The organism is Burkholderia sp. WP9, assembly GCF_900104795.1.
Taxonomy (GTDB): Bacteria; Pseudomonadota; Gammaproteobacteria; order Burkholderiales; family Burkholderiaceae; genus Paraburkholderia.
The window spans coordinates 816,664-839,792 of sequence record NZ_FNTG01000001.1 but is presented as its reverse complement, the minus strand read 5'-3'; the positions used below and the strand labels follow the sequence as shown (position 1 = coordinate 839,792).

Here is a 23,129-nt window from a genome sequence, read left to right as displayed (position 1 = left end):
CGTACGCCTCACAAGCGGCCACTAAACCCGTCGCGCCAGATGACGGATCGCGCCCAGTTGCGCAAGCCGCGGCCCGGTCAGCTTATAGCCTTTGCGTTGATAGAGCCGCGCGGCGGGGTTGTCGACGAACACGCGCAGTTGCAACTCGCGCAACCCACGCTCGCGCGCCCATTGATGCGAGACATCGAGCAGATAGGTGCCGGCGCCGAGCCGGCGATGGCCTTCGGCAATCTGCACGTCGCGGATATGCAGCGAATCGCCCTCTTGCGTGATGCGCAACACGCCGATCGGCGTGCCGTCCACTTCGAGAATGAAATTCTCCGATTCGCGCCAGCTACCGAGAAACAGATCGCCACGCCACACCAGATGGTGGCGACGATAGTAACCGCCCATGTTGTTGCGAGTCAGCGCCTCGGCGAACTCGAAATCGTCCATGCTGGCTTTGCGCAGATGAAACGGCAACGGAGCTTCGGTGGGATCGAACATGGCGGAGCGACGAAGATGAGTCGGGTCAACGGTAAAACAGGCGGTGCGCGCTGGCAATGGCTGTTTGTCCCGAGCATACCCAGGCGCAATGGAGAGCGGAATAAAAAAAGCCCACTTCTTTCGAAGTGGGCTTTCTCAAATCTGGCGGAGCGGACGGGACTCGAACCCGCGACCCCCGGCGTGACAGGCCGGTATTCTAACCAACTGAACTACCGCTCCAGATTTTGCACCGCAGCCTATGAGACCGGCTCAATGACCGCTGCATCGCTCAAACTTCCAACCGAACGACGCCGATATGCTGGCGTCCCCTAGGGGATTCGAACCCCTGTACTCACCGTGAAAGGGTGATGTCCTAGGCCTCTAGACGAAGGGGACAACGTACTGCTTACACCTTTAATGAAAAAGCCCGTTCAAGTTTGGATGAACGGGCTTTGTCTGGCGGAGTGGACGGGACTCGAACCCGCGACCCCCGGCGTGACAGGCCGGTATTCTAACCGACTGAACTACCACTCCAGTCTTTACACCCTGGCTTGCGAGCGTCGGTTATTTCTCTGCAAGCTGCGCTACCTTACTGCCAACCGAGCTGAACTCGGAACACTAAAGCGACGCTGATGTTTGGCGTCCCCTAGGGGATTCGAACCCCTGTACTCACCGTGAAAGGGTGATGTCCTAGGCCTCTAGACGAAGGGGACATAATCTTTTCAGATCTGTCTTTATCTTGCTGCTAATTTACGCTAACTTCTGTTTCATCAGCAGCAAAGACCGATATTCTAACTACGTTACAGCCGTTTGTGAAGTCTTTTTTGCTACAAGTTCCAGACTTCGGAACAACTTCACTCTGCTCTGATGGTGGAGGTAAGCGGGATCGAACCGCTGACCTCTTGCATGCCATGCAAGCGCTCTCCCAGCTGAGCTATACCCCCCTTGCAGAACAGAAACGAGATTCTAGAGGCCAATTTGCGCTTTGTAAATACCCTTTGAGCAATTGCATGCGACTTTTTTCACAAGTCGCATGCAAACCCGCTCAAGGCACGCGCGAGCGCAATTAGCCCAGCGCTTTTTCGATACGGCCAACGACAACATCACGCCCAAACAGCATCAGGACGCTGTCGATCGACGGTGTATGCGTGGTGCCCGCCACCAGCAGACGCACCGGCATGGCCAACTGCGGCATCTTCAGCTTGTGCGCGCCGAGCGTTGCCTTCAATGCCGCAGCGATCGCTTCCTTGGTCCACTCCACGCTCTTCAGCGCGGCGGCCAGATCGGCGAGCGCCGGACGCACGGCGTCGGTCACGTGTTGCGCGACGGACTCGGCATCAGGCGCCGGTGCGCGATAGAACATCGCGGCATTCTCTGCGATCTCCTTCACCGTGGATGCACGATCCTTCAGCAAGCCCACGACGGCTGTCAGATCGGCGCCCTGGGCGAGCGCGGCTTCGTCGATACCCAACTCGACGAAGAACGGCTTGGCCAGCTCCGCGAGGCGCGCGTTGTCGGCTTCCTTGATGTAGTGCGCGTTCAGCCAGTTCAGCTTGTCGTGGTCATACTGGGCCGGCGACTTGCCCAGATGCTCCAGATCGAACCACTCGACGAACTGTTCACGCGTGAAAATCTCCGCGTCGCCATGCGACCAGCCGAGGCGCGCCAGATAGTTGACCACCGCCTCCGGCAGGAAACCGGCGTCGCGATAACCCATCACGCTCATCGCGCCGTGGCGCTTGCTCATCTTCTCGCCCTGCTCGTTCAGCACGGTCGGCAAGTGCGCGTAGACCGGCGGCTCGCCACCGAGCGCGCGCAGAATGTTGATCTGGCGCGGCGTGTTGTTGACGTGATCGTCGCCGCGAATCACGTGCGTGATGCGCATGTCCAGATCGTCGACCACCACGCAGAAGTTGTAGGTCGGCGTGCCGTCCGGACGCGCGATCACGAGGTCGTCGAGCTCTTCGTTCGAGATCTCGATGCGGCCCTTCACCGCGTCGTCCCATGCCACCACGCCGGTGAGCGGGTTACGGAAGCGCAGTACCGGCTGCACGCCCGCCGGCGGCTGCGGCAGCACCTTGCCCGGTTCCGGACGCCACGTGCCGTCATAGCGCGGCTTCTCGCCGGCTTCGCGCTGACGCTCACGCAACGCGTCGAGCTCTTCCGTCGACATGTAGCACGGGTACACCAACCCGGCGTCCTGCATCTGCTTGAGCACTTCGCGGTAACGGTCCATGCGCTGCATCTGGTAGAACGGACCTTCGTCGAAATCGAGGCCGAGCCACGCCATACCTTCGAGAATGGCGTCGACGGATTCGGAAGTGGAACGCTCCACGTCGGTGTCCTCGATTCGCAGCACGAAGGTCCCTTTCATCTTGCGCGCGAACGCCCACGGGTAGAGCGCGGAGCGAATGTTGCCGAGGTGGATGAAGCCGGTGGGACTCGGTGCGAAACGGGTACGAACGGAGGTGGTCATTAGCGGTTACTCGGAAGACAGGCGCCGGCGCCCGGGCGGACATCACCCGTGAAGCGCGGCAGCGGAGCGCGCCCATGCGGCGAGCAGGCGCCGCGCATGGACACGAAGGAATTAAATACGAGAGGCGAATTATACCTTCCGCCGGAGGGTTGCCTGCCCTCGTCCGAACGGCCAATACGTCCTGCATGCCGCGCCTTGCGGGACCCGAGGGCTTCCTCTGCAACGTTTCATTACCACGCCGCCGCACGCGTTGAGCTTTGATTTATGATGTGCGCGCGCTGCGGCTGGAGTTGGATCCACAGCGCATGGAATCGCCGCCGGCGATTCTGTCGTCTGACTATCCGCCCGATCGCGGCCAGGGTGACGTTTTTCGCGTTGCCCGAGCCGTTGCTGGAGAACTCGTTGAAGCCCTCATCGCCCCGCCTCGCCCGCCGCCATTTTTCACTGGCCGCCGCATCCGCCGTGCTGGCCGCCTGCACCACGACCGGCAGTAAAACCGATCTCGCGCCTGTCGCCGCCACCCCTGCCACGCCCACCACGAATACGCCGCCGCTCGACAAGCCGCAGCGGCCGCTGCGCGTCGCGCTCGCCCTCGGCGGCGGCGCCGCGCGCGGCTTCGCGCACATCGGCGTGATCAAGGGCCTCGAGGCACGCAATATCCAGATCGATCTGGTGGCCGGCACGAGTGCCGGCTCGGTGGTCGGCGCGCTGTACGCGTCGGGCATGAACGGCTTTGCGCTGAACAAGCTCGCCTTGACTATGGACGAAGCGTCGATCAGCGACTGGGCCATGCCCTTTCGCACGCGCGGCTTCCTGCAAGGCGTCGCGCTGCAGAACTACCTGAACACGACGCTCAACAACCGTCCGATCGAGAAAATGGCCAAGCCGCTCGGCGTGGTCGCCACCGACCTGAAGAGCGGCCAGCCGATCCTGTTCCAGCGCGGCAACACCGGCGTCGCGGTACGCGCGTCATGCAGCGTGCCGTCGATTTTCGAGCCGGTAAAGATCGGCGGGCGGGAGTATGTGGACGGCGGCCTGGTGAGCCCGGTGCCGGCTTCCTTCGCGCGCAAGATGGGCGCGGATTTCGTGATTGCCGTGGATATCTCGCAGCGCCCGGAAAGCGGCCTGACGGCCAGCTCGTTCGATGTGCTGATGCAGACCTTCACGATCATGGGTCAGACGATCAAGGCCTACGAACTCGACAAATACGCGGACATCGTGATCCGGCCAAATCTGGCCGCCATGAGTGGCAGTGATTTCTCCCAGCGCAACGCCGCGATTCTGGCCGGCGAAGAAGCGGTGGCGAAGATGATGCCGGAACTACAACGCAAGTTGGCAGCGAGCCGCGCCGCGGTGTAAGCGGACCTGAACCGCGGACCTGCAAGGGCTTCCGAAGCGGAAGCAGCCCCGTCAGCCGCTCCGCTCAAATGCAAAAAAGCCTGCTTCGAACGAAGCAGGCTTTTTTACGCAGGAACGGCTGCGGCGCAGGCCGCGTGATCCGCACAATCCGTTACTGATTGCCGCCGATTGCCGCGTTCACGCGCTTGCGCAGATCCTGACCGTCCTGATAGGACGTCTCGATCCGGCGCGCGCCGGTGAAGCGCTTTTCCCAATACCCGCTATCCATGTCGTCGACGCGGATCGTGCTGCCCGTGGAAGGCGAATGCACGAACTTGTTGTCGCCGATGTAGATGCCAACGTGCGAGAACGTACGGCGCATGGTGTTGAAGAACACCAGATCGCCCGGCTTCAGATCGCTCACGCGAACCTTCTCGCCGACACGGCTCATTTCCTCGGCCCGGCGCGGCAGCGCCATACCGAGCGTGTCCTGGAACACGTAGCGGACGAAACCGCTGCAATCGAGCCCGGAATCCGGCGTGTTGCCGCCCCAGCGGTAACGCACGCCGATCATGTTCAGTGCACCGACGACCACGTCGCCCGCTTTTCCGGCCATGCCGGAGAGGAACGATTTGGCGCCGCTGTCGCTATCGGGAGCGGTGGCTTGCGAATTGGGAGTGGACAAAGAATTCGACCCGTTGAGGGTCGAATATGAGGCATTCTGATTGAAACTGCTTACTTCGTCGGCGAACGCGCCGGGAGCTGCTGCCATCAAGACGCCAATGAACATCCCGGCGACGACGCGCGTGCAAGCCTGGGTTAGGTTTCTATCCTGCATTGGTCGGTATTTTTTGCCTAAAAATCAGAGGGCTACGGAAAAAGTTTGGTCGATACTAGCCAGTAAGTATTCACGTGTCAAAACAAATAGAAAAATTCAATCGGGACACGCACCCAATTGGTGAAAGGGTGAAAAATCAATGGTCAAGGGCTGCTTTCAGTAGCTTTCGAGTGTAGGGGTGGGCGGGGGTCGCAAAAATCTTCTCAACCTCCCCCGTTTCCACGATCGAACCGTTTTGCATGACCGCGACACGGTGCGCCATTGCCCCGATCACAGCCAGATCGTGGCTGATGAAAACGAAGCCCAGGTTGTACTTGTGTTGCAACCCCGCGAGCAGTTTCAGCACTTGCTGCTGGATGGAAACATCGAGCGCGCTGGTCGGTTCGTCGAGGATCAGAATGCGCGGCTCCAGCACGAGCGCGCGCGCAATGGCGATCCGCTGACGCTGGCCGCCGGAGAACTCGTGCGGATAGCGTTGCAACACCGTGCGGTCGAGGCCGACTTCGCGCAACACCGCGATCACCTTGTCGCGCCGCGCTTGCGGCGTCATGTCCGGCCGGTGCAGCGCGAGCCCTTCACCGACGATCCGCTCGATGGTCTGGCGCGGCGAAAGCGAACTGAACGGGTCCTGAAAGACGACCTGCATGTTCGAGCGCAAGGCGGTCTGTTCGGCGCCGCGGTAGCTGCCGAGCGGCCTGCCCTGAAACTCGATCTCGCCATGCGTGGTGCGTTGCAGACCGAGCAACGCCATCGCCAGCGTCGATTTGCCCGAACCCGATTCGCCGACGATTCCCAACGTCTCACCCTGGCGCACGGACACATTCGCGTCCGCGACCGCGCGAAACCGCCCCGAGCGGAACCAGCCGCTAAAGCCTGGCAGCTTCGTTTTGAAATCGACCGAAATTTCGCGCGCTTCGAGCAGCACCGGCGAAATCGGCAGCACGGGCACGACCGTGCGTTCAGGGCGGCTCGCCAGCAAACGCTGCGTGTACGGATGTTGCGGCGCCCCGAACACCCGCTCGACCGGCCCGCTTTCCACCAGGACGCCCTTCTCCATCACCGCGATGCGTTGCGCGAAGTGGCGCACCAGATTCAGATCGTGCGTAATCAGCAGGACCGCCATGCCGCGTTTTTTCCGCTTCATCGCGTTGCAACTCCAGCAGCAGTTCGACGATCTGCGCGCGAATCGTCACGTCGAGCGCCGTGGTCGGCTCGTCGGCCAGCAGTAGACGCGGACGGCACGCCAGCGCCATCGCGATCATCGCGCGCTGGCGCTGGCCGCCGGAAAGCTGATGCGGATAGCTGTTCACGCGCTTGCCGGGCTCGGCGATGCCGGTGCGCCCCAGCAGCGCCACCGCGCGTTTGCGCGCCTCGTGTGCGCTCACCCCGTCGTGCACGACGATGGTTTCCGCGATCTGGTCGCCGACCGTATAGAGCGGATTGAGCGCGGTCATCGGCTCCTGGAAGATCATCGCGATGTCCGAGCCGCGCATGCCGCGCATTTCGCGCTCGCTCTTGGCAAGCAGGTCTTCGCCGTCGAAACGGATCGACCCGCTTACCTGCGCGTCGCTCAGGAGGCGCAGGATCGACAGCGCGGTCACGCTCTTGCCTGAACCTGATTCGCCGACCAGCGCGACCCGTTCGCCGCGCTGGATCGCAAGCGTGACGTCGCTCACCGCGACCGCATTGCCGAAGCTCACGTGCAGATGCTCAAGTTCGAGCAACGGCGTGGCGGCCTGTGGCGCTTCGTTCTGCAAGGCGGCGCTCATTGATTGCCTCCGGCGCGCATGGCATCAGAGATGCGCGTATCGAGCGCGTTGCGCAGCGCATCGCCCATGAAGGTCAGCAGCAGCAGCATCGCCACCAGCACGCCGAAGGTGGACAGCGAGATCCACCAGGCGTCGAGATTCGCCTTGCCTTGCGCGAGCAGTTCACCGAGGCTCGGTGTCGGCGACGGGACGCCCAGGCCGAGAAAGTCGAGGCTCGTCAGCGCGAGAATCGCGCCACTCATGCGAAACGGCAGGAACGTGATCACGGGCGTCAGGCTATTGGGCAGCACATGCCGCCACATGATCTGCCAGTTCGACAGCCCCATCGCGCGCGCCGCGCGCACATAGTCCTGATGGCGATTGCGCAGAAACTCCGCGCGCACGTAATCGGACAGGCCGATCCAGCCGAATAGCGAAAGCAGCACGATCAGCAGAATGAAGCCCGGCTCGAAGATCGACGAGAAGATGATCAGCAGATACAGCTCGGGCATCGCACTCCAGATTTCGATCAGGCGCTGCCCGATGATATCGGTACGTCCTCCGAAATAACCCTGCACGGCGCCCGCCGCGATACCGAGAATCGTACCGATCAGCGTGAGCACCAGCCCGAACTCCACCGAGACGCGAAAGCCGTACAGAAGACGCGCGAACAGGTCGCGCCCGCGGTCGTCGGTGCCGAGCCAGTTGTCGCGCGATGGTGGCGCCGGATTGGGCGCCTTCGAAAAGTAATTCAACGTGTCGTAGTAGTAGCGATTCGGCGGATACAGCGCGAAGTTGCCTGGCGTGTCGAAACGCTGCTTGACATACGGATCGAGATAATCGGCCGGCGTCGGGAAATCACCGCCGAACGTGGTCTCTGCGTACGTCTTGAACATCGGGAAATACAGGTTGCCGTCATAGCGCACCACGAGCGGCTTGTCGTTCGACCACAGCGGACCCGCGAGGCTCGCCGCAAACGCCACGACGAACACGATCAGGCTCCAGTAGCCCAGACGCTGCTGGCGAAAGCGCTGCCACACACGGCGCGCGGGCGAAGGCGAGACGAACGCGCGCGCGGTTTCGGCGCGCGCCGACGCATCGGCGGAAAGACGGGCTCGATTCATCAGCGCTCCAGTTGTTCGAATTGGATGCGGGGATCGACCCACACATAGCAAAGATCGGAAATCAGCTTGGTCGCAAGACCGATCAGCGTGAACAGATACAGCGTGCCGAGCACGACCGGATAGTCGCGCCGCACCACCGATTCGTACGACAGCAACCCGAGGCCGTCGAGCGAAAACAGTGTTTCGATCAGCAGACTGCCGGTAAAGAACGCGCCGATAAACGCGGCCGGAAAACCGACGATCAGCGGCAACAGCGCATTGCGGAACACGTGCTTCCACAGCACACGCTTTTCGGACAGACCTTTGGCGCGCGCGGTCAGCACGTATTGCTTGCGGATCTCGTCGAGAAAGGCGTTTTTCGTCAGCATGGTGACCACCGCGAAACTGCCCACGACCGAGGCCGTGATCGGCAACGCGATATGCCACAGATAGTCGAGCACCTTGCCGGCGACACTCAACTGCGCCCAGTTGTCCGACGTGAGATTGCGCAGCGGAAAGAGTTGGAGGAACGTGCCGCCGCCGAACAGCACGAGCAGCAACACGCCCAGCACGAAGCCCGGAATCGCGTAGCCGATCAGCACCACGAGGCTCGTGGCGACGTCGAAGCGCGAGCCATTGCGTATCGCCTTCGCAATGCCGAGCGGCACCGAGATCAGATACGTGAGAAAGAACGTCCATAAGCCGATGCTGATCGAGACCGGCAGCTTGGAGACGATCAGCGACCACACGCTTTGGTGGCGGAAATAGCTCTGGCCGAGATCGAACGTCGAGAAGCGCTTGAGCATCAGCGCATAGCGCTCCAGCGGCGGTTTGTCGAAGCCGTAGAGCGCTTTCAGTTGCGCGATCTGCTGCGCGTCGACGCCGCTATGCGCGCGCAGCCCGAACGGCGCGCCGTTCTCCGCGCCTTTGCGCAACTCGTGCTGCATCTGCTCGACCGGGCCACCGGGGACGAACTGGATCACGGCGAAGGTCAGCGTCAGCACGCCGAGCAAGGTCGGGATCATGAGCAGCAGACGTTTGAGGATGTAGCTCCACATGGCGGCGTTTCCGGTGCGAAGGCGATGAATGAATGATGCGTTAGCGCGGCTGGGCCTGGGCTTGCGGCTGCGGCTGCGCGAACCACCACATCGACGTGATCCAGCCTTCCGCTGAATAGTACAGGGGCAGTGTTTTCGGCCACGCAAGCCCGCGCTTGAACGCCACCCGATGCGTCGCGCTGTACCAGTGCGGCACGACATAGTAGCCATGCATCAGCACGCGGTCGAGCGCGTGCGTGGCGTCGATCAGTTGCTCGCGCGTCTGCGCGTGCACGAGCGCGCTCAGGATGGCATCGACGGCGGGCGACTTCAGGCCGATCATGTTGTCAGAACCTGGCGTAGCCGCCGCCTTGCTGCCGAAGCGCTCGATCTGCTCCGAACCCGGCACCTGCACGTCCGGCATGCGAATGGTGGTGGTGTCGAAATCGAAGCTATCCAGGCGCTTCTGATAGACCGCGAAATCGGACACACGGAACGTGGCCTCGATGCCGAGCTTCTGCAGATTGCGGATGAAGGTCGCGACGATCGGCTCCATCTGCGCGGACGAGCCGGAGTCGTCGAGAATCTCGAAGCGGAACGGCTCGCCTTTGGCGTTGCGCAATGCGCCGTCGCGGTAGGTCCAGCCGGCCTGTTGCAACAATGTGCGCGCCTGCAGCAGATTGGCGCGCAGCGAGCCGGGCGGATCGGTGTCCGGCTGCTTCGGCGGCAGGCCGAACACCGCCGGATCGAGCTTCGCGCGCCATGGTTCGAGCAACGCCAGCTCACCGGGCGTTGGCAGCCCCTTCGCCTGCAATTCCGTATTGGCGAAGAAACTGTCGATACGCGTGTACTGATTGAAGAACAACTGGCGATTGAGCCACTGAAAGTCGAGTGCGAGATCGAGCGCCTTGCGCACGCGAACGTCCTGAAACAACGGGCGCCGCGTGTTCAGCATGAAGCCCTGCATGCCGGTGCCGTTATGTTGCGGAAACACCTGCTTGATCAGCTCGCCGTTATCGAACTTCTTGCCGACGTCACGTCGCACCCAATTGCGTGCCACATACTCGACCAGCGCGTCGTATTCGCCGGCCTTGAAGGCCTCGAGTCGCGCGGTGCTGTCCGAATACAGCTTATAGACGATGCGATCGAAGTTATTCATGCCGACACGCACCGGCAGCCCCGCGCCCCAGTAATTGGGGTTGCGACGATACGTAATCGTGCGGCCGTTGTCGTACTGTTCGATCAGATAAGGACCGCTGCCAATCGGCTTCTCGAACGCGAGCTGGTCGAACGGAATCCGGCTGCCGTCCGGCTTCATCCCCCACTTACGCGAGAACACCGGCATGCCGCCCGCGAGTAGCGGCAGCTCGCGATTGCGCTGGTGAAACTCGAAGCGGATCGTGTGCGGGTCGACCACCACCGCGCGGGTGATCTCGCCGAAGATCGATGCGAACTGCGGCGCGGCCTGCGGGCTTTTCAGCGTATCGAGCGAAAACTTGACGTCGTCGGCGGTGACCGGATCGCCGTTCGAAAAACGCGCGCGCGGATTGATGTGGAACGTGACGGACAAGCCGTCCGGCGCGATGTCGATGTCGTCGGCAAGCAGCCCGTAGGCGGACGCCACCTCGTCGCTGCTGCCTGTGGTGAGGCTTTCGAACATGAGGTCCACACCGGGTGCGGTATTGCCGCGCAGTGTGAACGGATTGAATTTATCGAAGCTGGTAAGGCGGCTCGGATTGGCCAGCACCAGCGTGCCGCCCTTCGGTGCCTCCGGGTTCACGTAGTCGAAGTGCTTGAAATCCGCCGGATATTTCGGGTCGCCGTATTGCGCGATCGCATAGACCGCGTGCGCGCGCGGCGCCACAAGCAAACCGGCCAAGGCCAGCACGGTGCACATCATGGCGGCGCAGGTGGAGCGCCAGGACCGCGGCACGATCGCGAGGCCGGCGCGCGAGGGTCTGTGAATCACGCGGCACCGAGGTGCGCGAGGCGTTGGAACCCGTCGCGAGCCAGTTGTCATAAGGGCCTTGTTGGTCAGTGGGACAAGTGCAGTGTGAGAGAATTCTACCCAATAAACCCGCGCGATCCGCACGTACCTTGCACACAGCGTCGAGGTGCGCGGCGCGCCCATCCGATCAGGAGATACCATGGGCTTCCTCGCTGGCAAACGCATCCTGCTAACCGGCCTGTTGTCGAACCGCTCGATCGCCTACGGCATCGCGCAGGCCTGCAAGCGAGAAGGCGCCGAACTGGCGTTCACCTATGTCGGCGAGCGCTTCAAGGAGCGCATCACGGAGTTCGCCGGCGAGTTCGGCAGCGACCTGGTGTTCCCCTGCGACGTCGCCGACGACGCGCAGATCGACGCCCTCTTCGCCTCGCTCAGGCAACATTGGGACGGCCTCGACGGTCTCGTTCATTCGATCGGCTTTGCGCCGCGCGAAGCGATCGCCGGCGATTTCCTCGACGGCATGACGCGCGAAAATTTCCGCATCGCGCACGACATCTCCGCGTACAGCTTCCCCGCGCTCGCGAAGGCCGCGCAGCCCCTGTTCACGCCGGACGCGTCGTTGCTCACGCTCAGCTATCTCGGCGCCGAGCGCGCGATTCCGAATTACAACACCATGGGTCTCGCCAAGGCTTCGCTCGAAGCGAGCGTGCGCTATCTGGCGGTCTCGCTCGGCGCGAAAGGCGTGCGCGTCAACGGCATTTCGGCGGGTCCGATCAAGACGCTGGCTGCGAGCGGAATCAAGGGGTTCGGCAAAATTCTCGAGTTCGTCGAACAGAATGCGCCGCTCAAGCGCAACGTGACGATCGAACAGGTGGGCAATACAGCGGCTTTCCTGCTGTCGGATCTGGCGGCCGGTGTGACGGCGGAAATCGTGCACGTCGATAGCGGGTTTAGCGCGGTGGTGGGCGGTATGGCTGCTGTTGCGGAGTGAGCGCGTCTTTCGCGTGAGCGATGCGTGGCGTGGCTTGGCGCCGTTGTTCACGCCGCTACGTTTCACGGGCCTGTTGCAGAGGCCCAAAAGAAAACCGCCCTCACGGGCGGTTTTTCTTTGACTTTGCGCTTCGATCAATCGCGGTCTGAAGGCTTAGTGCCAGCCGCGGTGATTGTCGTAGTGGTCGCGGCCATAGTCGTAACGGCCCGGGGGATGATGACGGTACCAGTCATCGCGCGCCCAGTAGCGGCGGCCGTCCCAATAGCGGTCGCCATGCCAGCCGATCACGATCGCGGGGCCACCGTAGTACACAGGGGCCGGTTGATAGACGACCGGCGGCGGAGGCGGCGGAGGCGGTGCATAAACCGGTGCCGGCGCAACGTAAACCGGTGCGGGAATGCCGATGTTGACACCAATGTTGACGCCGCCGGCCATTGCTGCACCCGACGCGCCCAACGCGAAAACCCCGATCAGAAGCGGAACAAGACGAGCGGACTTCATCGATCACCCTTTGGAAGAATGTGTTGTTGGCGGAAATATAGCGCAAGGTGCCCTTCCGCGTATTTCAACTTTGTAATAACTGATGCATAAGATCGCGTTCACGAGGGACCGGTTACGTCTCGTTACATTGGACGAGGTTTTGGTGAAGAAGTGGGGGTGTTGTAATCGGCGCGTGCGGCCGTAGCAGCGCACGGTCCGCAGTGTGCGGCGCGATGCATGGAAACCTAGTTGCCTGCCCGTCCGGCCACCGGGTATCCGGCCGACGGCAATATAGACGGCCCGCAACGCATGGCACCAGACATCAACCATGCAGACTACGATATGCAGGATACCCAATCATTCTTTGGTTTCGATCCTGCTCTGTCAGCGCACGCAAATGCTCACGCTCGGACTGCGCTCTAACGAGATATCAGCAATAACGAAACCACCGGAAACCCATCCGACTTTGCCTGCCGGCGCAGCGAATAACGCGCCAAAAAACAAAAACCCCGCAGAGCCTAGACTCTGCGGGGTTCTCTCTACCACTTCTGGCGGAGACGGAGGGATTCGAACCCTCGATCCAGGTTTTGGCCCAGATGCTCCCTTAGCAGGGGAGTGCCTTCGACCTCTCGGCCACGTCTCCCAAACTTTCGGTCGCGCAGGGAGTCAGCGCGACGAAGCCAAGATAATAGCGGGCCGAACCACGAAGGTCAATGTCTGGCGAACATTTTTTGTGCCAGTTTTGTCATTGACGACGCAATTTATTCACATCGACCACGCAAAACAAACGGAGCGCTCTTGTACGCCCCGTTGTTCAAAGCAAATTACGCTTGATCCAGTTCGAACGCTTTATGCAGCGCGCGCACGGCGAGCTCCATATACTTCTCGTCGATCAACACCGAGATCTTGATTTCGGAGGTCGAGATCATCTGGATATTGATGCCCTCTTCCGACAGCGTGCGGAACATCGTGCTTGCGATACCGACGTGCGAGCGCATACCCACGCCGACCACCGACACCTTCGACACCTTCGGATCGCCCAGCACCTGCTCGGCCTGCACGTGGCCCTTCACCTGGCCCGTGAGGATGTCCATGGCGCGTTGATAGTCGCCGCGGCCAACCGTGAACGTGAACGCCGTTTTGCCTTCCACGCTCTGGTTCTGGATGATCATGTCGACGTCGATATTCGCGTCCGCCACCGGGCCGAGAATCTGGTACGCGATGCCCGGCTTGTCGGGCACACCCATCACGGCGATGCGAGCTTCGTCGCGCTGAAACGCGATGCCCGAGATGACTGCTTTTTCCATGGTCTCGTCTTCTTCAAAAGTAATCAGGGTGCCCGACTTCATTTCAGCGTCGAGCGGTATCAGCGGATCGGTCAGGCTCGACAGCACACGCGTCTTCACCTGATATTTGCCGGCGAATTCCACCGAGCGGATCTGCAGCACCTTCGAACCCAGGCTTGCCATTTCCAGCATTTCTTCGAACGTCACGCGATCGAGCCGGCGCGCTTCTTCCACCACGCGCGGGTCGGTCGTGTAGACACCGTCGACGTCCGTGTAGATCAGGCACTCATCGGCTTTCAACGCAGCCGCGACCGCGACCGCCGACGTATCCGAACCGCCACGGCCAAGCGTGGTGATATTGCCGTCAGGGTCGACGCCCTGGAAGCCGGTGATCACCACCACCTTGCCCGCGTCGAGATCGCGCAGCACGCGCTCGCCGTCGATTTCGCTGATACGCGCCTTCGTGAATGCGCTATCCGTTTTGACCGGCACTTGCCAGCCGGCGTAGCTGACCGCGTCGACGCCGGCTTCCTGCAGCGCGATGGCGAGCAGTCCCGAGCTGACCTGCTCGCCCGTAGCGGCGATCATGTCGAGTTCGCGCGGGCTCGGTTGAGCCGCGATGTCTTTCGCGAGACCGAGCAAGCGGTTGGTTTCGCCGGACATCGCCGACGGCACGACGACCATCTTGTGGCCAGCCTTGTGCCATTTCGCGACGCGCTTGGCGACATTCTTGATGCGCTCGACCGAGCCCATCGAGGTGCCGCCGTATTTGTGTACGATGAGTGCCATTGTCGTTCTGAACTGGAGGAGAAACCGCGCTGGCGCGCTGGAGACGACCGCACAAAAGCACAGGAGCGCAACGTCTTGTGAACGACGGCAAAATGTGTGGCGGCGTAAATGCAGCACGCGTGCAGCACGCGCGGATTTGCCCGGGAATGATCGCTGATGGCTTATCGGAAACGACGGATCACGATCGCAGACCGGTAAAAGCGACGGCAAAAGCGGGTCGGGCAAACAAGCTAAATTACCTGATCGAGCGTAAAAAGACAAGCCGCAAAGGCCATCGAAATGCGCTGAATAAGGGCCGCAAAGGCTTGTTTCAGGCCAATTTGCGCCCTGTTTGCGGAATCGCAGGTTAGCTAGCCCAAGTGTCCGACCGGCCGGTCAGGCGATCAGCAAATCGTCGCGCCATACGATCCTGACGTGGGATTCGCCCTCGCCGGCCTGCTCGGGCAACACCGAGCGATTCATTCCAAGCAAGGGCACGAACAGCAGATCTTGGCCGCTGTAGAGCAACGGCACGTCGCGTTTCCACGCGGGAATACAGCGCTCCTGGAACAGGTTTTTCAACGTGCGGCTCGGCGCACTGCGGGCCGCGCCCGTGCGCATCCGTTCGCCGCCGCTACGCGAGCGCGCGCTCAACACGGCGCGCCGCAGAACGCTGACGGGAATCGCGTCGGGGTCGCCCGCGGCTGCGTCGGCGAACACGAATGTGCCGCGCCATTGCGGCAAATGCCAGACCGGCTCGCCCTGCCATGCGAGTTCGCTGGGCGCGCGCGCGGCGAGTGCGGTTTCATCGGCGGGATCGCGGCTATCGCCCTTTTCCCAGTACACGAGGCCGCGATAGCTGCGCAATGCATGACCCGCGTGATCGACACGCAGAGCATGGCCCTCGCCCGCCGCGCCAATTTCGCGTAGTTGACGCAGCGCATCGCCAAGACGCGCGCTCGATGCGGCGACAAGGCCTAGCGTGCGCATCCAGTAGCGCATCAGATTGAGCGCGCGGTCGTCGTCGAGCGCGAGCAACGCATCATGCGAGAGCGCTCGTCCTTCGTCGCGTGACGCGGCTTCCATATCCATGCACGCGAGCGCGTCGAGCAAACGTTGTGCAGACGCCGCGTGCGCCGCCGTGCGAGCCAGCGCGTCGCGAAAGCCGGGAAAGTGGACAGCGAGCGCCGGCATCACGTCGTGGCGCAGCGCGTTGCGCGCATAACGCGTGTCCGCGTTCGATTCGTCGTCGATCCAGCGTAATGCATGCTCGCTCGCGTATTGTTCGAGCTGAACCCGCAGCAGATGAAGCAAAGGCCGCACGCGCGTGGCCGACGCGTTCGCGGGCAAATACTCCGGCGCCATCGCGGCGAGCCCGGCGAGGCCGGCGCCGCGCAGCAATTGCAGCAGCACGGTTTCCGCCTGATCGTCCGCATGTTGCGCGAGCCAGAGCGTGGCGATGCCGCGCGTCGCGCACATGTGGTCCAGCGCGCGATAACGCGCATCGCGCGCGGCGGCCTCGACGCTCACACCCGTCTCACGCGAAACCTCGACACGCTCCGCTGCGAATTCGACGCCACGCGCCTGCGCGAACGCCTCGCAATGCGTGAGCCAGGCATCCGCGTGAGGACTCAGGCCGTGATGCACATGCAGCGCCACGCAACGCGCCGCACCGGCGACGCGCAGCGCGGCATCGAGCAGCACACTCGAATCCACCCCGCCACTGAACGCGATCGCGATACGCGCGTCAGTGGCGAGTGCGGACAGCGAAACGCCGACCGCCTCGATAACGAGGCGGTCGGCGGGCGTTTCGGCGGTGGAAGTCACGTCGCTAGCGCGTGAAGCGCTGAAGGACGAAAGAGAACGCGCGCGGGCTTAGGCACCCGGCGTCGTTTCCTTGAACTTGCCGTACGACATCAGCCGTTCAAAACGGCGTTGACGCAGGTCGTTGATGCTCATGCCCTGGAACTGGCGCAGCGAATCGGCAAGCGCACGGCGCAGCATGGCGGCCATGCCCTTCGGATCGCGATGCGCGCCGCCGAGCGGCTCGTTGACGATCTTGTCGATCAGGCCGAGCGCCTTCAGCCGATGCGCGGTCAACCCGAGCGCTTCCGCGGCTTCCGGCGCTTTCGCGGCGCTCTTCCACAGAATGGATGCGCAGCCTTCCGGCGAAATCACCGAATAGGTCGAGAATTGCAGCATCAGCACGCTGTCGCCCACAGCAATCGCCAGCGCGCCGCCCGATCCGCCTTCACCGATAATCGTCGCAATCAGCGGCGTTTTCAGTTCCGCCATGACGTACAGATTGCGGCCGATCGCTTCCGATTGACCACGCTCTTCCGCGCCGATGCCCGGATAGGCGCCCGGCGTGTCGATGAACGTGAAAATCGGCAAGCCGAATTTTTCGGCGAGACGCATCAGACGTTCGGCCTTACGATAGCCTTCCGGACGCGGCATGCCGAAGTTGCGCAGCGCGCGCTCCTTCGTGTCGCGACCCTTCTGATGGCCGATCACCATACAGGCCTGGCCATTGAAACGCGCGAGGCCGCCGACAATCGACAGGTCGTCCGCATAGTTGCGGTCGCCGTGCAGTTCGTGGAAATCCGTGAACAGCTCGTTCACGTAGTCGAACGTGTACGGGCGTTGCGGATGACGGGCGATTTGCGAAACCTGCCACGGCGTGAGGTTCGCGTACAGATCTTTGGTGAGCTGTTGACTCTTCTTGGACAGCCGCTCGATCTCTTCCGAAATGTCGACGGCCGAATCGTCCTGCACGAAGCGCAATTCTTCGATCTTCGCTTCGAGTTCAGCGATCGGCTGTTCGAAATCCAGAAAGGTGGTCTTCATTGGTTGTAATCCTTGGACTTACCGGCAGCGCGTATTCTAACCGCGCTCGCCGATGTCAAAACCATCTCGCAACTATCAATCTTTAACAATCGATAGTTTTTGATCTGATCCCGTTTCTTGTTCTTCAGTAGTCGACCGGCAATGGGTCAAGACTACGCCACATATACCAGGTGGCGACGGTACGCCACGGCTCCCAGTTGGCGGCGACCTCGCGCGCTTCGCTTCGCGTGACGGGTTCGCCGCTGAAATAATTGACGCTGATCGCGCGGATCAGGCCGAGGTCGTCGAGCGGCAATACGTCCGGACGCGACAGATTGAAGATCAGGAACATCTCCGCGGTCCAGCGGCCGATGCCGCGAATCTGCGTGAGCTCGGCGATCACCGCCTCATCTTCCATCGACGTCCATTTGCCGACGTGCAGCGCACCCGAAACGAAATGCTGCGCGAGATCGAGCACGTATTCGGCCTTGCGTTTGGACAGCCCGCACGCGGTCAGTTTTTCCAGACCGAGCTTGATGAACTGCTGCGGCACGAGCTTCGGACAGGCGGCCTCGACTTTCGCCCAGACCGCTTGCGCGGACGCCACCGAAATCTGCTGCCCGACCACCGAGCGCGCGAGCGTGACGAACGGATCCCCGCGGCTCAGCAGATGCACCGGACCGAACTTCGGAATCAGTTTCTTCAGAATGCGATCGCGCTTGACGAGGTCGGCACACGCCTTGTCCCAATACGCGGGCCGCGTGACTTCAGGCGTGAGCCCGCCGATCTGCACCGGCGCCGCGGCTTCGTTCGCGCTCGACGCTTCGCCGCCCGCGGCGGTGGACGCGCGCGTCTTGCGCACGACTTCGCCTTCGTGGCCTTCGGCCGTCACGCGCGCGAGCTCCTGCACGTCGCCGGCCAGTTCAGCCGGCAAGGCGCCATTACCCTTCGTACGCGTCGCCTTCGCGCGCTTCACAACAGGCGCATGCGCCGACGCACCGTTGAGCGCGCGTTTGACCGCGGTCTTTTTCGCTGCGCCCGCTGCGGTCTTGGCCACCACCCCGGCGGCTTTCGACGATGCTTTCTTTACCACGCTGCTGCTCGCGCGAGCCGACGTGCGTGTCGACTTTCCCGCGGCTGCCGCGTTTGTTTGAGACGCGGCTCGTTTAGCCGGCGTCTTCGTGGCCGTTGCCATCCTGCCTCCTGCCTGGCGAGTCGATCAAAGGGACGGTCGAGGTGCGCTCACACGCGCCGCCACTCAGTCAACCCACCGGGTTTGTCTTCAAGTGCAACGCCGGCCTCGAGCAATTCGGACCGGATCCGGTCTGCTGCCGCAAAGTCCTTCGCCTGCTTGGCGGCCGTGCGCGCGGCAATCTTCGCTTCGATCGCGTCGGCCTCGAGCGCGCCAGCGGCGGCTGCCCCCGCTGCCTGCTGCAGGAAGGCGCGCGGCTCGCGGCCGAGCAGTCCGATCACAGCGCCAAGCGAGCGCAATTGACGGGCCAGCGCAGGATCGCGCGTGCGGTTCACTTCAGTTGCCAACTCGAACAACACCGATACGGCAACCGGCGTGTTGAAGTCGTCGTTCATTGCTGCCTGGAAACGCTGCGCATACGCTTCGTTCCAGTCGAGTTCCGCGCCATCAGGCGTGACGTCTTTCAGCGCGGTGTACAAACGCGTGAGGGCGTTGCGCGCGTCGTCGATATGCACGTCGCTGTAATTCAGCGGCGAGCGGTAATGCGCGCGCGCGATGAAAAACCGCACGACCTCGGCATCGTACTGCGCCAATACTTCGCGAATCGTAAAGAAGTTGTTCAACGACTTCGACATCTTCTCATTGTCGATCTGCACGTAGCCGTTGTGCATCCAGAAATTGACGAAGGTTTGACCGGTAGCGGCTTCACTTTGCGCAATCTCGTTTTCGTGGTGCGGAAACTGCAGGTCCTGCCCGCCGCCGTGAATGTCGAAATGGTCGCCGAGCAACGTGCAGCCCATGGCCGAGCATTCGATATGCCAGCCCGGACGGCCACGCCCGTACTTCGAATCCCAGCCGGTGTCGGCGGGCTCTTCCGGTTTGGCCTGCTTCCACAGCACGAAGTCGAGTGGGTCCTGCTTCGCGTCGTTCGCCGCGACGCGTTCGCCCGCGCGCAGATCTTCGAGCGACTTGCCCGAAAGCTTGCCGTAGTTCGCGAACTTGCGTACCGCGTAATTCACGTCGCCGTCGCTCGCCTGGTAGGCGTAGCCGTTTGCTTCGAGGCGCTCGATCATGCCGAGCATCTGCGGAATGAAATCGGTCGCGCGCGGCTCGACGTCGGGGCGCTGGATGCCGAGCGCGTCCGCGTCTTCATGCAGTGCCTTGATGAAGCGGTCGGTCAGCGATTTGATCGTTTCGCCGTTCTCCACTGCGCGCCGGATGATCTTGTCGTCGATATCCGTGATGTTGCGCACGTAGGTCACGTCGTAGCCGAGCGTGCGCAACCAGCGCTGCACGATGTCGAACACGACCATCACCCGCGCATGACCGACGTGACAATAGTCGTACACGGTCATCCCGCAGACGTACATCCGCACGACACCGTCTTGCAGCGGCACGAAGGTTTGCTTGTCACGCGCGAGCGTGTTGTAGATGCGCAGTGATTCCATAGAGAACGGTGCGTGGGCCGAAAGAAATCCGCAATGTGTTTCAAGCGCGCCGCGCCCAGCGAACAGACGGCGGGAGCGTCGCGTACAGCAAAACCGGTGCAACGGGTGCGGCGGTCAGGCTGCGATCAAGGCGGAGACGACCACGAGTGGCGAAAAGACAGTTTGCGGTTCGACGGAACGCGCAGACCTTTTGTTAGAATGGGTCGGAGTATAACATCCAGACCTGAGCCTATGAAACCTTCAAGCGGCCGCGCGCGCAGCGCTGCGACCCTCGCCGCGACGGCCTTCGGCGGTGTCGTGCGTGGCATGACGCACGGCGTGATCCGCGGCGTCGCTCTCAACGCCACGCGCGCCCTCACGTTGCGCGCGGCCGTCGCGGTCGCGCTCGCAGCCGTACCGGCTGCGGCCGCGTTTGCGCAGAAAACCGCCACGCTGCCGCAAGGCCCGGCCGTGCGCGACAACACGCCGGAAATCGACGCGTCGATCGCGCAGAAAAAGTGGGCGGCCTCATTGCCGCAGCTCGACGCGCGCATCGCCTCGAATCCGCGCGACGCTCAAGCGAAATTCAAGCGCGGCACGGTGCTCGCCCACCTGGGCCGCGACGACGAAGCGATCACCGCGTTCACCGAACTCACGCAGACCTACCCCGAGTTGCCCGAACCGTATAACAACCTTGCCGCGCTCTATGCGAAGCAAGGCCGTTATGCCGAAGCGCGCGCCGCGCTCGAAACGGCAACCAAGGTCAATCCGGGCTACAGCCTTGCATACGAAAATCTCGGCGACCTGTATCTGCGCATGGCCAACGAAGCCTATCGCCGCGCTCAGAGCCTGGGCAAGGTGAGCCCCACGACTACGCAGCGCCTCGCGGACATCCAGAAAGTCATCTCGCCGACCGCGGCCAAACCGCAATCTTCGGCGAGGCAAGCCGCCAGCGCGGAAGACGACTACACCGCCCGCGCCACGTCGAACATGACGCAGACGCCGAGCTTCCAGTACGGTGGCGCGAACGGCTCGCTCGCCATGCCGCCTTACATGGCGCCGTCGAAATAGCACCGCGACGCGCAGTTACGCGCAGTCAGGTTTACGCGCAACACGTTTTTCCAACCCTGAGGATCTTCATGAAATGGTTGATGTTGGCGCTCGGCAGCGCCGCCCTGATCGCAAACGCCCCCGCCTTTGCCCAGTCCGGTTCGCAAGCCGCGCATCCGTCCGTCCTCTTCAAGACATCGGAAGGCGACATCCGCGTCGAGTTGTATCCTGAGAAAGCGCCCAAGACGGTCGCCAACTTCCTCGACTACGTGAAGGCCGGCCAGTACAGCGGCACGATTTTCCATCGCGTGATTCGCGGCTTCATGATTCAGGGCGGCGGTTACACGCAGAGCTTCGCGGAGAAACCGACGCGCGCGCCGATTCCGCTCGAAAGCCGTAACGGTCTGAAGAACACGACCGGCACGCTCGCCATGGCGCGCACCAGCGATCCGAACTCGGCCACCGCGCAGTTCTTCATCAACACGGTGGACAATGCCGGCCTCGACTATCCGAATCCGGACGGCAACGGCTATGCGGTATTCGGCAAGGTCACGAGCGGCATGGACGTCGTGAAGAAGATCGAAAGCACCCCCACCACCTCGCGCGGCCCGATGGGCGACGTGCCGCAAAAGCCGATCGTGATCGAGTCGGCAACGGTGGTCGGCAAGTAATTGCAGCAAACGAGGCGCGCGACACATAGCGCGCCCGAAAAAAAGCGTCAGCGCTCAATCCACGCCCCGGCGCGGCCCGGCGTCAATTCACGACGACTCGCCGCGCCTTTTACCCACCCCGTTCATCAAAGGATTCCATCATGGTTGAACTGCATACGAACCACGGCGTCATCAAACTCGAACTGGACGCTGAAAAGGCGCCGAAGTCGGTTGAAAACTTCCTCAACTACGTGAAAGCCGGCCACTACGACAACACGGTGTTTCACCGCGTAATCGACGGCTTCATGATCCAGGGCGGCGGCTTCGAACCCGGCATGAAGCAGAAGCCGACGGCCGAGCCGATCACCAACGAAGCGAACAACGGCCTGAAGAATGTGAACGGCTCGATCGCCATGGCGCGTACGAACGACCCGCATTCGGCCACGGCGCAATTCTTCATCAACGTAAACGACAACGACTTCCTGAACCACTCGTCGCCGACGCCGCAGGGCTGGGGCTACGCCGTGTTCGGCAAGGTGGTCGAAGGCATGGACATCGTCGAGAAGATCAAGAAGGTCAAGACGGGTTCGAAGGGCTTCCATCAGGACGTGCCGGCGGACGACGTGGTGATCGAAAAGGCCGTGATCGTCGACTAAGCGCGAGCTAAAGGTCGACCCGTTCGAACTGATATCAGGCACCTTCAATGCTGCAAGAAACGCCGCTGCGAAGCGTCGCCGCGGGCGTGCCTGGCGAGGGCAAACGCCCGCACGCCGCACGCCCGTTTTTTTTCCTCTCCGATATTCACTTGAGCGAGGCGATCCCGCATACGGTCGCCGCGTTCGAGCATTTCATCCGCGTCACGGCCGAGCAGGCCGATTCGGTTTTCATTCTGGGCGATCTGTTCGAGTACTGGATCGGCGACGACATGCTCGTGGAGCCGTTCGTCGCACGCATGGCCGCGCTGCTGCACACCTTGTCCGAGCGCGGCATTGCGCTTTACATCATGCATGGCAACCGCGATTTTCTGCTGGGCAAGCGCTTCATGAAAGCGGCAGGCGCGATCTGGCTGCCCGATCCGTTCGTGATCACGGCCTTCGGCACGCGTATCGCGCTCGCTCACGGCGATGGCTTGTGCACGGCGGACCGCGGCTATCAGACGTTTCGAAGTTTTGCGCGCAGCCGTTTCGCGCAGATGCTGTTTCTCGCGTGGCCGTTGCGCTGGCGCCAGAAGCTCGCCGAGAACATGCGCTCGAAAAGCGACGAAGGCCGCTCGCGACCGGTTTCGCCGAAGTATGACGTGACGGCGGCGGCCGTGGCCGCGTTGTTCAAGTCGTCGAAGACAGCGACCATCATTCATGGGCACACGCACCGGCCGGCGCGGCATCGCGAGCCGGACGGCACGCGCTGGGTTCTGCCGGATTGGGATCTCGACCACGGCGAGCGCCGTGGCGGATATCTGCGTATCGATGCAGAGGGAATACGGGCGCTGCCGTTGGGTTGAATGCG

The 23,129-nt window shown here is 62.3% G+C and carries 19 protein-coding genes, 6 tRNA genes and 1 pseudogene; 7 read left to right on the top strand and 19 right to left on the bottom strand.

Annotated elements, in window-relative coordinates; genetic code table 11:
* Positions 1-21: 21 nt before the first annotated feature.
* The 7 genes from BLW71_RS03755 to gltX all read right to left on the bottom strand — a co-directional run bounded on the left by BLW71_RS03755 (position 22) and on the right by gltX (position 2,941).
* Positions 22-486, bottom strand: a complete 465-nt coding sequence (locus BLW71_RS03755) for a GNAT family N-acetyltransferase (protein ID WP_091793277.1) — start codon at positions 484-486, stop codon at positions 22-24.
* Between the two features lie 142 nt (positions 487-628).
* A tRNA-Asp gene (locus tag BLW71_RS03750) sits at positions 629-705 on the bottom strand.
* An 80-nt stretch (positions 706-785) separates the two neighbouring features.
* A tRNA-Glu gene (locus BLW71_RS03745) sits at positions 786-861 on the bottom strand.
* Between the two features lie 61 nt (positions 862-922).
* Positions 923-999: transfer RNA gene (locus tag BLW71_RS03740), tRNA-Asp, on the bottom strand.
* A 103-nt stretch (positions 1,000-1,102) separates the two neighbouring features.
* Positions 1,103-1,178, bottom strand: a tRNA-Glu gene (locus BLW71_RS03735).
* A 155-nt stretch (positions 1,179-1,333) separates the two neighbouring features.
* Positions 1,334-1,409, bottom strand: a tRNA-Ala gene (locus BLW71_RS03730).
* A 122-nt stretch (positions 1,410-1,531) separates the two neighbouring features.
* Positions 1,532-2,941, bottom strand: a complete 1,410-nt coding sequence (gltX, locus tag BLW71_RS03725; RefSeq protein WP_091793275.1) for a glutamate--tRNA ligase — start codon at positions 2,939-2,941, stop codon at positions 1,532-1,534.
* Between the two features lie 402 nt (positions 2,942-3,343).
* Here gltX and BLW71_RS03720 point away from each other — a divergent pair, with 402 nt between their 5' ends.
* On the top strand, positions 3,344-4,300 hold the full coding sequence (locus BLW71_RS03720; protein WP_091800352.1) for a patatin-like phospholipase family protein: 957 nt from the start codon (positions 3,344-3,346) through the stop codon (positions 4,298-4,300).
* 151 nt (positions 4,301-4,451) lie between these two features.
* Here the strand turns inward: BLW71_RS03720 and BLW71_RS03715 are convergent, their stop codons facing one another.
* The 5 genes and pseudogenes from BLW71_RS03715 to BLW71_RS03695 all read right to left on the bottom strand — a co-directional run bounded on the left by BLW71_RS03715 (position 4,452) and on the right by BLW71_RS03695 (position 10,905).
* Complete coding sequence (locus tag BLW71_RS03715) at positions 4,452-5,117, bottom strand: C40 family peptidase (protein ID WP_091793274.1); 666 nt, start codon at positions 5,115-5,117, stop codon at positions 4,452-4,454.
* Positions 5,118-5,253: 136 nt separating this feature from the next.
* Positions 5,254-6,886, bottom strand: a pseudogene (locus BLW71_RS03710) (ABC transporter ATP-binding protein).
* Positions 6,883-7,989: an ABC transporter permease gene (locus tag BLW71_RS03705; RefSeq protein WP_091793272.1), complete on the bottom strand. Its 1,107-nt coding sequence runs from the start codon at positions 7,987-7,989 to the stop codon at positions 6,883-6,885. Before BLW71_RS03705 ends, BLW71_RS03710 begins: the two are co-directional and overlap by 4 nt.
* Positions 7,989-9,026, bottom strand: a complete 1,038-nt coding sequence (locus tag BLW71_RS03700) for a microcin C ABC transporter permease YejB (RefSeq protein ID WP_091793269.1) — start codon at positions 9,024-9,026, stop codon at positions 7,989-7,991. Before BLW71_RS03700 ends, BLW71_RS03705 begins: the two co-directional genes overlap by 1 nt.
* 40 nt (positions 9,027-9,066) lie before the next feature.
* Positions 9,067-10,905, bottom strand: coding sequence for an extracellular solute-binding protein (locus tag BLW71_RS03695; protein ID WP_502686824.1), 1,839 nt, complete (start codon positions 10,903-10,905; stop codon positions 9,067-9,069).
* 247 nt (positions 10,906-11,152) lie between these two features.
* Between BLW71_RS03695 and fabI the strand changes: the two genes are divergently transcribed.
* On the top strand, positions 11,153-11,944 hold the full coding sequence (gene fabI / locus BLW71_RS03690; protein ID WP_091793265.1) for an enoyl-ACP reductase FabI: 792 nt from the start codon (positions 11,153-11,155) through the stop codon (positions 11,942-11,944).
* A gap of 153 nt (positions 11,945-12,097) precedes the next feature.
* On the opposite strand, the gene BLW71_RS03685 is transcribed toward fabI, so the two are convergent.
* The 3 genes from BLW71_RS03685 to BLW71_RS03675 all read right to left on the bottom strand — a co-directional run bounded on the left by BLW71_RS03685 (position 12,098) and on the right by BLW71_RS03675 (position 14,499).
* Complete coding sequence (locus BLW71_RS03685) at positions 12,098-12,445, bottom strand: hypothetical protein (RefSeq protein ID WP_091793263.1); 348 nt, start codon at positions 12,443-12,445, stop codon at positions 12,098-12,100.
* A 528-nt stretch (positions 12,446-12,973) separates the two neighbouring features.
* Positions 12,974-13,067, bottom strand: a tRNA-Ser gene (locus tag BLW71_RS03680).
* A gap of 181 nt (positions 13,068-13,248) precedes the next feature.
* Positions 13,249-14,499 carry an aspartate kinase gene (locus tag BLW71_RS03675; protein ID WP_091793261.1) on the bottom strand — a complete coding sequence of 417 codons (1,251 nt, stop codon included), beginning with the start codon at positions 14,497-14,499 and terminating at the stop codon, positions 13,249-13,251.
* A gap of 77 nt (positions 14,500-14,576) precedes the next feature.
* Here BLW71_RS03675 and BLW71_RS40725 point away from each other — a divergent pair, with 77 nt between their 5' ends.
* Positions 14,577-14,849 carry a hypothetical protein gene (locus BLW71_RS40725; protein WP_143048297.1) on the top strand — a complete coding sequence of 91 codons (273 nt, stop codon included), beginning with the start codon at positions 14,577-14,579 and terminating at the stop codon, positions 14,847-14,849.
* A 25-nt stretch (positions 14,850-14,874) separates the two neighbouring features.
* On the opposite strand, the gene tilS is transcribed toward BLW71_RS40725, so the two are convergent.
* The 4 genes from tilS to cysS form a co-directional block, all read right to left on the bottom strand.
* Complete coding sequence (tilS, locus tag BLW71_RS03670; protein ID WP_091793259.1) at positions 14,875-16,305, bottom strand: tRNA lysidine(34) synthetase TilS; 1,431 nt, start codon at positions 16,303-16,305, stop codon at positions 14,875-14,877.
* Between the two features lie 48 nt (positions 16,306-16,353).
* Complete coding sequence (locus BLW71_RS03665) at positions 16,354-17,325, bottom strand: acetyl-CoA carboxylase carboxyltransferase subunit alpha (RefSeq protein ID WP_007181378.1); 972 nt, start codon at positions 17,323-17,325, stop codon at positions 16,354-16,356.
* A gap of 124 nt (positions 17,326-17,449) precedes the next feature.
* The gene (locus BLW71_RS03660) at positions 17,450-18,499 is read right to left on the bottom strand and encodes a DNA-3-methyladenine glycosylase family protein (protein ID WP_091793257.1); all 1,050 of its coding nucleotides are present in this window, start codon (positions 18,497-18,499) and stop codon (positions 17,450-17,452) included.
* Positions 18,500-18,546: 47 nt separating this feature from the next.
* Positions 18,547-19,944 (bottom strand): cysteine--tRNA ligase, encoded by a 1,398-nt coding sequence (cysS, locus tag BLW71_RS03655; protein WP_091793255.1) that lies wholly within the window; start codon positions 19,942-19,944, stop codon positions 18,547-18,549.
* 231 nt (positions 19,945-20,175) lie between these two features.
* Between cysS and BLW71_RS03650 the strand changes: the two genes are divergently transcribed.
* The 4 genes from BLW71_RS03650 to BLW71_RS03635 all read left to right on the top strand — a co-directional run bounded on the left by BLW71_RS03650 (position 20,176) and on the right by BLW71_RS03635 (position 23,124).
* Positions 20,176-20,994: a tetratricopeptide repeat protein gene (locus BLW71_RS03650; RefSeq protein ID WP_091793253.1), complete on the top strand. Its 819-nt coding sequence runs from the start codon at positions 20,176-20,178 to the stop codon at positions 20,992-20,994.
* A 68-nt stretch (positions 20,995-21,062) separates the two neighbouring features.
* The gene (locus BLW71_RS03645) at positions 21,063-21,644 is read left to right on the top strand and encodes a peptidylprolyl isomerase (RefSeq protein ID WP_091793251.1); all 582 of its coding nucleotides are present in this window, start codon (positions 21,063-21,065) and stop codon (positions 21,642-21,644) included.
* A 140-nt stretch (positions 21,645-21,784) separates the two neighbouring features.
* The gene (locus tag BLW71_RS03640; protein WP_007181373.1) at positions 21,785-22,279 is read left to right on the top strand and encodes a peptidylprolyl isomerase; all 495 of its coding nucleotides are present in this window, start codon (positions 21,785-21,787) and stop codon (positions 22,277-22,279) included.
* Positions 22,280-22,326: 47 nt separating this feature from the next.
* Positions 22,327-23,124, top strand: coding sequence for a UDP-2,3-diacylglucosamine diphosphatase (locus BLW71_RS03635; RefSeq protein WP_091793249.1), 798 nt, complete (start codon positions 22,327-22,329; stop codon positions 23,122-23,124).
* Positions 23,125-23,129 lie beyond the last annotated feature (5 nt).

What these genes read in the sequence shown, in the direction of transcription:
- BLW71_RS03755 (WP_091793277.1), bottom strand. Translation starts at nt 486, where the DNA reads ATGTTCGATCCCACCGAAGCTCCGTTGCCGTTTCATCTGCGCAAAGCC.
- gltX (WP_091793275.1), bottom strand. Translation starts at nt 2,941, where the DNA reads ATGACCACCTCCGTTCGTACCCGTTTCGCACCGAGTCCCACCGGCTTC.
- BLW71_RS03715 (WP_091793274.1), bottom strand. Translation starts at nt 5,117, where the DNA reads ATGCAGGATAGAAACCTAACCCAGGCTTGCACGCGCGTCGTCGCCGGG.
- BLW71_RS03705 (WP_091793272.1), bottom strand. Translation starts at nt 7,989, where the DNA reads ATGAATCGAGCCCGTCTTTCCGCCGATGCGTCGGCGCGCGCCGAAACC.
- BLW71_RS03700 (WP_091793269.1), bottom strand. Translation starts at nt 9,026, where the DNA reads ATGTGGAGCTACATCCTCAAACGTCTGCTGCTCATGATCCCGACCTTG.
- BLW71_RS03695 (WP_502686824.1), bottom strand. Translation starts at nt 10,905, where the DNA reads ATGATGTGCACCGTGCTGGCCTTGGCCGGTTTGCTTGTGGCGCCGCGC.
- fabI (WP_091793265.1), top strand. Translation starts at nt 11,153, where the DNA reads ATGGGCTTCCTCGCTGGCAAACGCATCCTGCTAACCGGCCTGTTGTCG.
- BLW71_RS03685 (WP_091793263.1), bottom strand. Translation starts at nt 12,445, where the DNA reads ATGAAGTCCGCTCGTCTTGTTCCGCTTCTGATCGGGGTTTTCGCGTTG.
- BLW71_RS03675 (WP_091793261.1), bottom strand. Translation starts at nt 14,499, where the DNA reads ATGGCACTCATCGTACACAAATACGGCGGCACCTCGATGGGCTCGGTC.
- BLW71_RS03665 (WP_007181378.1), bottom strand. Translation starts at nt 17,325, where the DNA reads ATGAAGACCACCTTTCTGGATTTCGAACAGCCGATCGCTGAACTCGAA.
- BLW71_RS03660 (WP_091793257.1), bottom strand. Translation starts at nt 18,499, where the DNA reads ATGGCAACGGCCACGAAGACGCCGGCTAAACGAGCCGCGTCTCAAACA.
- cysS (WP_091793255.1), bottom strand. Translation starts at nt 19,944, where the DNA reads ATGGAATCACTGCGCATCTACAACACGCTCGCGCGTGACAAGCAAACC.
- BLW71_RS03650 (WP_091793253.1), top strand. Translation starts at nt 20,176, where the DNA reads ATGAAACCTTCAAGCGGCCGCGCGCGCAGCGCTGCGACCCTCGCCGCG.
- BLW71_RS03645 (WP_091793251.1), top strand. Translation starts at nt 21,063, where the DNA reads ATGAAATGGTTGATGTTGGCGCTCGGCAGCGCCGCCCTGATCGCAAAC.
- BLW71_RS03640 (WP_007181373.1), top strand. Translation starts at nt 21,785, where the DNA reads ATGGTTGAACTGCATACGAACCACGGCGTCATCAAACTCGAACTGGAC.
- BLW71_RS03635 (WP_091793249.1), top strand. Translation starts at nt 22,327, where the DNA reads ATGCTGCAAGAAACGCCGCTGCGAAGCGTCGCCGCGGGCGTGCCTGGC.